This window comes from Shinella sp. 20P9.1.1 (genome assembly GCF_057798995.1).
Map to the genome: position 1 here is coordinate 75,658 of NZ_JBYOLC010000016.1, position 7,176 is coordinate 82,833.

Below are 7,176 nucleotides of genomic sequence, written 5' to 3' on the forward strand. Positions count from 1 at the left end.
AGGCACCTCGCTGGTCGCGTCTGCGCGTCTATTAGGTCAATGCCGGCTTTCCTGCGGTTCGGCTGCGTAGGAAGTTCATGGGGTGCCCATGGTTGTGGATGCTCGGGTCAAGCCCGAGCATGACGAAGGAGAGGTAGGGCAGGGAGGCATAACCTCTTCGCGTGCGATGATTTTTGCCTTTCCGTCCTCATGCGCTCACGTTTCTCGCGTCGCCTGAGCATCCCCACCACGTCATCCTCGGGCCTGACCCGAGGATCCACGCGGCTACCATTGCCCCTCAAATCAGCTCGGCTGCCCCAGGCAATCGCGCAGCGACATGGCGATGCTGCGCATCAGCGTGAAGTAGAGCTCCGGCCCCGGCTCCAGCGTGGCGGCTTCCGGGTCGAGCACGCCGGATTTGGCGGCGGTGCCTTCGATCACCACGTTGACCAGCTTCGGCTCGAACTGCGGCTCGGCGAAGACGCAGGTGGCGCCGAGGGTTTTGACCTTGTCGCGGATCTGCGTCAGGCGCTCGGCGCCCGGCAGGGTTTCCGGGCTGACGGTAATGGAGCCGGCGGCATGCACACCGTAGTGATGCTCGAAATACTGATAGGCATCGTGGAAGACGATGAAGGGTTTTTCCTTCACGGGGGCGACCGTCTCGGTGATTTCGGTGTTGAGCGCAGCGAGCTTGTCGTTCAGCGCCGCAAGGTTCTTGTTGTAGGTCTCGGTATTGGCCGGGTCCTTCTCCGAGAGCGCGCGGGCGGCCTCGGTGGCGATGGCGCGGGCATTGTCCGGGCTCAGCCACAGATGCATGTCGAATTCGCCATGCTCCTCATGCTGATGGCCGGCTTCCTCTTCGTGGTCTTGGCCGGCGTCTGCCGCCTTGGCGTGGTCGTGCCCTTCTTCCTCATGGGCATGATCGTGCCCTTCCTCGCCCTCATGCGTATGCGCCTCGAACGGGCCGCCCTCGCGGAATTGCAGCTTTTCCAGGCCGGGCGCATCGTCGAGCTCGACAATCGTCGCCTTGCCGCCGAGCGATTCCAGCGGCTTTTCAAGGAAGGCCTCCAGTCCTTGGCCGACCCAGAAGACGAGGTCCGCATTCTGAAGGGCGGCGGCATTGGACGGTTTCAGCGAATAGGTATGCGGCGAGGCGGCACCTTCGACGATCAGCTTCGGCTCGCCCACGCCCTGCATGACGGCGGCGACGAGCGAGTGGATCGGCTTGATCGACACCACCACGTCAGGCGCCTCGGCGCGTGCGGCTAGCGTGCCGGCGGCAAGGAGGGCGGTGGAGAGAAGGAGGGTGCGCACGGTCTTTTGCATGGGATACTCCGCTTGAATTGAAATGTAATGTTATTACATCAATTGCGTTATGCTATAACGTGTGCCATATCCTCACGCAACAGGCATTTTGGAAAAATCATGCTGCAGACCCCAACCCAGACCGTCCAGCCGCTCGTCTCGCTTGCGGGCGTCGGCGTGCGCCGCCAGGGCCGCTGGCTCGTGCGCGGCGTGGAGTTTTCCATCGCACCGGGCGAGATCGTCACGCTGATTGGTCCGAATGGCTCGGGCAAATCGACGACCGCCAAGACGGCGATCGGTGTCTTGAAGGCCGACGAGGGCAGGGTGGAGCGAAAGGCCGGTCTCAAGGTCGGCTATGTGCCGCAGAAGCTGGCGGTCGACTGGACCATGCCGCTCACCGTCGACCGGCTGATGACGCTGACCTCCTCGCTCAAGGGCGCCGAGATCGACGCCGCGCTCGAAGCGACTGGCATCCGCCATCTTGCCCGTGCCGAGGTGCAGCACCTCTCCGGCGGCGAATTCCAGCGCGCACTGCTCGCCCGCGCCATCGCCCGCAAGCCCGACCTGCTGGTGCTCGACGAGCCGGTGCAGGGCGTCGATTTTTCCGGCGAGATCGCGCTCTACGATCTCATCAAGACCATCCGCAACACGACCGGCTGCGGCATCCTGCTGATTTCGCACGACCTGCATGTCGTGATGGCCGAGACGGACACCGTCATCTGCCTCAATGGCCATGTCTGCTGCCGCGGCACGCCCGATATCGTCAGCCAGAGCCCGGAATACCAGCGCCTGTTCGGCGTTCGCGGCGGCCAGACGCTGGCCTTCTACAATCATAACCACGACCACACGCATCTGCCCGACGGCCGCGTGCAGCATGCCGACGGCTCGATCACCGACGACTGCCGGCCTGACGACGGCCATCATAGCGATATCCTGCCGACCGGCGGCCGTGCGGGGCCGATGCGCCTCGGGCTGGGCAGCGGACACGTTCACGGGCCGAATTGCGGCTGTCGTCACGACGTCGCGCCCCGCTCGGCAGACAGCAAGGGAGCGCGCCGCGATGCTTGACGACTTTTTCATGCGCGCGCTGGTCGCCGGTGTGGGGCTCGCGCTCACCGCCGGACCGCTCGGCTGCTTCGTCGTCTGGCGCCGCATGGCGTATTTCGGTGACACGATGGCCCATTCGGCGCTGCTCGGCGTGGCGCTGTCGCTGCTGATGGATTTCAATCTGCTGATCAGCGTCTTCATCGTCGCCGCCACCGTCTCGATCCTGCTGCTGCTGCTCCAGAAGCGCGGCACGCTCTCCACCGATGCGCTGCTCGGCATTCTCTCGCATGCCACGCTGGCGATCGGCCTCGTCATGGTCTCCTTCATGACCTGGGTGCGCATCGATCTCGTCGGCTTCCTGTTCGGCGATATTCTCGCGGTCTCGCGCGCCGACGTCGATCTCGTCTGGGGCGGCGGCATCCTCGTCACCTTCGCCATCGTCTGGATGTGGCGCCCGCTGATCGCCTCGACGGTCAATCCGGAACTCGCCGAAGCCGAGGGCATGGAGCCGGAAAAGACGCGGCTCGCCTTCATGCTCCTGATGGCGCTCGTCATCGCCATCGCCATGAAGATCGTCGGCATCCTGCTGATCACCTCGCTGCTGATCATCCCCGCCGCCACGGCCCGGCGCTTTTCGACGAGCCCGGAGATCATGGCGGTGCTCGCCTCGGTCATTGGGGCGCTTGCCGTTGTCGGCGGGCTGTTCGGCTCCCTGAAATTCGACACGCCCTCCGGCCCTTCGATTGTCGTTGCAGCGCTTGGCCTGTTCATTCTAAGCCTGCTGACCAAGCCGAGGACGAGCGGTGTCGATTCCGCAACCGCCAGCCAGGGAGGCCAGGCATGACGACCCAGACTTTGACGCGCAACCAGGGCCTCGTGCTCGACGTGCTCTCGCATTCGCAAGGCCCGCTCAGCGCCTATACGATCCTCGATAAGCTGCGCGACAGCGGGTTTCGCGCGCCGTTGCAGGTCTATCGCGCGCTGGACAAGCTCTTGGAATTCGGCCTCGTGCATCGCCTCGAAAGCATCAACGCCTTCGTCGCCTGCGCCCATCCCGACGAGGGCTGCCACGCCCACGGCATCACCGCCTTCACGATCTGCGAGACCTGCGGCAAGGTGACGGAGTTCCACGACCATGTGATCGAGGACCGGCTGAAAAGCTTTGCGAAGGATCGCAATTTCAAGACCGGCAAGACGACGATCGAAATCCGCGGCACCTGCGCGGGCTGCGCCTGATCGCTTCTAGCCGATGGGTTTCAGACCCTTCTTGAATCGCTGCCAGTTGCGCACATAGCTTTCGGCGGAGCGCTTCAGGCCCTCGATGGCCTCCGCATCCAGCGTGCGGATGGCCTTTGCCGGCGAACCGACGATCAGCGAATTGTCCGGAAAGACCTTGCCTTCCGTCACCAGCGCATTGGCGCCGACGAGGCAATTGTTGCCAATGACGGCGCCGTTCAGCACCGTCGCGCCCATGCCAATCAGCGAATTGTTGCCGATCGTGCAGCCGTGGATGATGGCGCTGTGGCCGATCGTGCAGCCTTCGCCGATGATGACGGGCTTCCCCGGATCCGTATGCACCACCACGCCCTCCTGGATATTGGAGCGCGCGCCGAGGATGATCGGCTCGTTGTCGCCGCGCAGCGTGGCGCCGAACCAGATGCCGACATCCTCGCCGACGATGACCTTGCCGATGACATTGGCATCCGGCGCCACCCAGTAGCGGTCGTCGGCGGGCAGTGTCGGGGCGCGGTCGTCGAGGGCGTAAAGCGGCATGGTTTCCTCCGGCGTTTTGATTCCTCGACCCTACTCTAGCACCCGCCCGCTGCGCCGGGGAAAGGGCGGAGGGTGGTTTTTGAAGACTGGATGGAGTATGAGCCCGGCCATGACGAACGCAGCGACATTCTACCAACAGGCCGTGACCGCGGGGACGAAGATTTTCGCCACCGCGCCGATGATCGACTGGAGTGATCGGCACTATCGCGTGTTTGCGCGGCAGCTCACCAAGCATGCGCTGCTGTTCACCGAGATGATCGTCGCCGATGCCATCCTGCGCGGCAACCGGGAGCGGCTGCTCGGCTTCGACGCCGTGGAGCATCCGGTGGCCTTGCAGCTCGGTGGCAACGATCCACGCAAGCTTGCGGAGGCGGCGCGGATCGGCGCGGAATTCGGCTATGCCGAGATCAATCTTAATGTCGGCTGCCCCTCGGACCGTGTGCAATCCGGTACCTTCGGCGCCTGCCTGATGCGCGAGCCGGATCTGGTGGCGGATTGCGTGGCGGCGATGAAGGCGGCGGTGGCCATTCCCGTCACGGTGAAATGCCGCATCGGCGTCGATGATCAGGACCCCGAAGTGGCGCTGCGTGATCTCGTCTCCCGCTTGAAGGCCGCAGGCACGGATGCCGTCTGGGTCCATGCGCGCAAGGCGTGGCTGCAAGGCCTGTCGCCGAAGGAGAACCGCGATATTCCGCCGCTGGACTACGGTCTGGTGCGCCGGCTGAAAAGTGAAAACCCCGGTCTTTTCATCGGTCTCAACGGCGGGCTTCATACATTGAGTCAGGCTATCGAAGAGATGGACGGGCTTGACGGTGTCATGCTTGGAAGAGCCGCTTATCAGGATAGTGGTGTTCTCACAGGCGTGGATGAACTTTTTACGCATCCCCTGTCAGGAGGCGCGCTGTCCGGTGCTTTCTCCAATCCACAGGCGCTTCCCGTCGAGCGGTGGGAGGCGGTGCGGGATGCGATGGTTGCCTATGCGGCCGAGGTGATCGCCCGGGGTGGGCGGGTGGCGCATGTCACGCGGCATATGGTCGGGCTGTTCCAGGGCTTTCCGGGTGTCCGGCGCTACCGGCAGATCCTCTCCACCGATGCCACCAAGCCGGGGGCAGGACCGGAAGTGATCGCCAATGCCTTCGCGGCGGTGCTGTCGGCGCGGGGCGAAGCGCGGGACGCGGCGGAGTAGCGCTTTCTGTGCATCGCCGCGGCGTCACCACAATTTCGTCCCCTCGCGGGCGGAAAACGGCGTAAAGAACAAACGACGCAAGAGAATAGACGGACAGGTGCCTGCGTGATCGATCCCTACGCCATGCTCGGACTGGAGCGCGATGCAGACGACAACGCGGTGAAGGCTGCCTATCGCAAGGCCGCCAAGGGCATGCATCCCGATTCGGGCGGCGATGCCGACCAGTTCGCCCGCCTGCAGACCTGCTACGACCTGCTGCGCGACCCCGTGCGCCGCAAGGTGTTCGACGACACCGGCTTCGACCCGCAGCTGGCCGATCCGCGCGATCTCAAGGGCCTGATGCTGCTCGAACCGCTGGTCAACGACGTCATTCTCGACGAGCGCGAGCCCGGCAGCTTCGATCCGCTGGCGGCGATGCGCCGCAAACTCTCCGACGACATCGTCAAGAGCCGCTTCCACATCTTGGAGCTGGAACGCCACCGCAACCGCGTGCGCCAGCATATCGACCGCCTCGGCCGCAAGGCCGGCACGGATTTTTTGGGCTCCATGCTGCGCGCCCGCTCGCAATCGATCGCCGAGGCGATCCGCAATGCCGAGACCCAGATCCAATCCATCGAGCAGGCCTATGCCATGCTGGAAGGCTATTCCTACGAGCTGGCCGCCGCGCTCGAGCCCGTGCTCGTCAAGGGCGAGGCGGCCGAATAGGCCCGTCTTACCAGTGCTTCGGCAGCGGCGGCTCCGCGCCCTCGTATTTCGGCGCGGGCTGCGCGGCGCGCATCTTTTCGAAGGCGCGATAGGCTTTTCGCTTGCGACTGGTAACGAGCGCACGGGCGGCCTCGACGGCGGCGTCCTGAAGGGCGCGCGTCTCGCGGTAGGACGAGCTCATCCTGATCTTGCTCGCCAGATAGCCGAAATGCTCGGCATCCGCCACGCTCCGCGCCAGCTCGTCGAGCAGGCGGCGCTGGTCGGCGTCGAGATTGGCAAGGCAGCAGGGCTGCTGCGTCGCACGGAAGAACCAGATGCAGCGATGCCGGCGCCGGCAGTCGCGACGGCGGCAGATGCGCTCCGGCACAGCCAGCATCTCGGCGGTGCGGGCGAGCTGGTGACAGGTGGGCGGGGGCGGTTCGTAGGGCATGGGGGCTCCTGTTTTCGGGAAGCGAAGGCGGGCGATGCGCCCTGCGCGCGGCATCTGGTCCGGTTTTCGCGGGGGCACGTCAGCCGGATCGCCGTCGTCGGGCTCCGCGTTTGCGACCTGTCCCTCGGCCGGCCACGCCAAAGCCGTCCCGCGCGTGAAAAAAAAAGCCACGCCGGGGTCTGGATCAGGCTTCGGACGGGGCGCTCAAAGCTGTCTCGTCAAAAGTATGGAAGTGACACCTTTCAGCGCCCCGTTCAGCGGTTTTTGCCTGCGACTCCGGTCTCTCTGCAAAGGCTGGTTCGGCGGTGTTTGCCGTCGGTTTCCGGGGCGGGTTGTGAACCGGTTTTGACATCCGCGCAGAACTCTCCATCGAGCCCGGCCCGGACGGAAAGACTTTCGCCTTTCCCAGGAAAACACCGCTCCGGCGGACGATGCCGACGCATCCGCCAGTCCCAGCCCCCTTGTGTGCCGCACAGGCACATCCGACGCGCCGTCAGGGGATGAAACCACGGGACCGGTCCGACGCCCCGCCGCTTCCCCCATGTCGCCGGAGGGAGACCACTTTCCGCAGACCCCTTTGGAGAGGACTTACGTCCGTCCCTCCCCAAAAGCGCCGACCCCGCCTCGCCGCAACGCCTTGCGGTGTATCCGCGGTGGGATGAGGGGAGTATGGCATGGCCGTGTGAGGCGGGGAAAACGTGTGAAAATTTGGCGACTGCTTGAACTTGGGCAAATGGGTGCGAAGGTCGAT

The 7,176-nt window shown here is 64.7% G+C and carries 8 protein-coding genes; 5 read left to right on the forward strand and 3 right to left on the reverse strand.

The window, feature by feature from the left end; genetic code table 11:
• Positions 1-282 precede the first annotated feature (282 nt).
• The gene (znuA, locus tag AC27VQ_RS22825) at positions 283-1,305 is read right to left on the reverse strand and encodes a zinc ABC transporter substrate-binding protein ZnuA (protein ID WP_488718111.1); all 1,023 of its coding nucleotides are present in this window, start codon (positions 1,303-1,305) and stop codon (positions 283-285) included.
• 99 nt (positions 1,306-1,404) lie between these two features.
• Between znuA and AC27VQ_RS22830 the strand changes: the two genes are divergently transcribed.
• The 3 genes from AC27VQ_RS22830 to AC27VQ_RS22840 are packed head-to-tail and all read left to right on the forward strand — an operon-like array spanning position 1,405 to position 3,567.
• Positions 1,405-2,352 (forward strand): ATP-binding cassette domain-containing protein, encoded by a 948-nt coding sequence (locus AC27VQ_RS22830; protein WP_488718112.1) that lies wholly within the window; start codon positions 1,405-1,407, stop codon positions 2,350-2,352.
• Complete coding sequence (locus AC27VQ_RS22835) at positions 2,345-3,175, forward strand: metal ABC transporter permease (protein WP_244759205.1); 831 nt, start codon at positions 2,345-2,347, stop codon at positions 3,173-3,175. Before AC27VQ_RS22830 ends, AC27VQ_RS22835 begins: the two co-directional genes overlap by 8 nt.
• A complete protein-coding gene (locus AC27VQ_RS22840; RefSeq protein WP_421593426.1) occupies positions 3,172-3,567 on the forward strand; it encodes a Fur family transcriptional regulator in 396 nt (131 codons plus the stop codon). Before AC27VQ_RS22835 ends, AC27VQ_RS22840 begins: the two co-directional genes overlap by 4 nt.
• Before the next feature lie 6 nt (positions 3,568-3,573).
• Here the strand turns inward: AC27VQ_RS22840 and AC27VQ_RS22845 are convergent, their stop codons facing one another.
• Complete coding sequence (locus AC27VQ_RS22845) at positions 3,574-4,104, reverse strand: gamma carbonic anhydrase family protein (protein WP_488718113.1); 531 nt, start codon at positions 4,102-4,104, stop codon at positions 3,574-3,576.
• Positions 4,105-4,213: 109 nt separating this feature from the next.
• Here AC27VQ_RS22845 and dusA point away from each other — a divergent pair, with 109 nt between their 5' ends.
• Together dusA and AC27VQ_RS22855 are read left to right on the forward strand one after the other, a co-directional pair.
• Positions 4,214-5,290, forward strand: a complete 1,077-nt coding sequence (gene dusA / locus AC27VQ_RS22850) for a tRNA dihydrouridine(20/20a) synthase DusA (protein ID WP_488718114.1) — start codon at positions 4,214-4,216, stop codon at positions 5,288-5,290.
• Positions 5,291-5,413: 123 nt separating this feature from the next.
• Positions 5,414-5,995, forward strand: coding sequence for a J domain-containing protein (locus AC27VQ_RS22855; RefSeq protein ID WP_488718118.1), 582 nt, complete (start codon positions 5,414-5,416; stop codon positions 5,993-5,995).
• A gap of 7 nt (positions 5,996-6,002) precedes the next feature.
• Here the strand turns inward: AC27VQ_RS22855 and AC27VQ_RS22860 are convergent, their stop codons facing one another.
• Positions 6,003-6,425: a hypothetical protein gene (locus tag AC27VQ_RS22860; protein WP_488718115.1), complete on the reverse strand. Its 423-nt coding sequence runs from the start codon at positions 6,423-6,425 to the stop codon at positions 6,003-6,005.
• Positions 6,426-7,176 lie beyond the last annotated feature (751 nt).

Bases quoted from the DNA above. Each gene is read 5' to 3' on its own strand.
- znuA (WP_488718111.1), bottom strand. From the start codon at position 1,305: ATGCAAAAGACCGTGCGCACCCTCCTTCTCTCCACCGCCCTCCTTGCC.
- AC27VQ_RS22830 (WP_488718112.1), top strand. From the start codon at position 1,405: ATGCTGCAGACCCCAACCCAGACCGTCCAGCCGCTCGTCTCGCTTGCG.
- AC27VQ_RS22835 (WP_244759205.1), top strand. From the start codon at position 2,345: ATGCTTGACGACTTTTTCATGCGCGCGCTGGTCGCCGGTGTGGGGCTC.
- AC27VQ_RS22840 (WP_421593426.1), top strand. From the start codon at position 3,172: ATGACGACCCAGACTTTGACGCGCAACCAGGGCCTCGTGCTCGACGTG.
- AC27VQ_RS22845 (WP_488718113.1), bottom strand. From the start codon at position 4,104: ATGCCGCTTTACGCCCTCGACGACCGCGCCCCGACACTGCCCGCCGAC.
- dusA (WP_488718114.1), top strand. From the start codon at position 4,214: ATGACGAACGCAGCGACATTCTACCAACAGGCCGTGACCGCGGGGACG.
- AC27VQ_RS22855 (WP_488718118.1), top strand. From the start codon at position 5,414: ATGCTCGGACTGGAGCGCGATGCAGACGACAACGCGGTGAAGGCTGCC.
- AC27VQ_RS22860 (WP_488718115.1), bottom strand. From the start codon at position 6,425: ATGCCCTACGAACCGCCCCCGCCCACCTGTCACCAGCTCGCCCGCACC.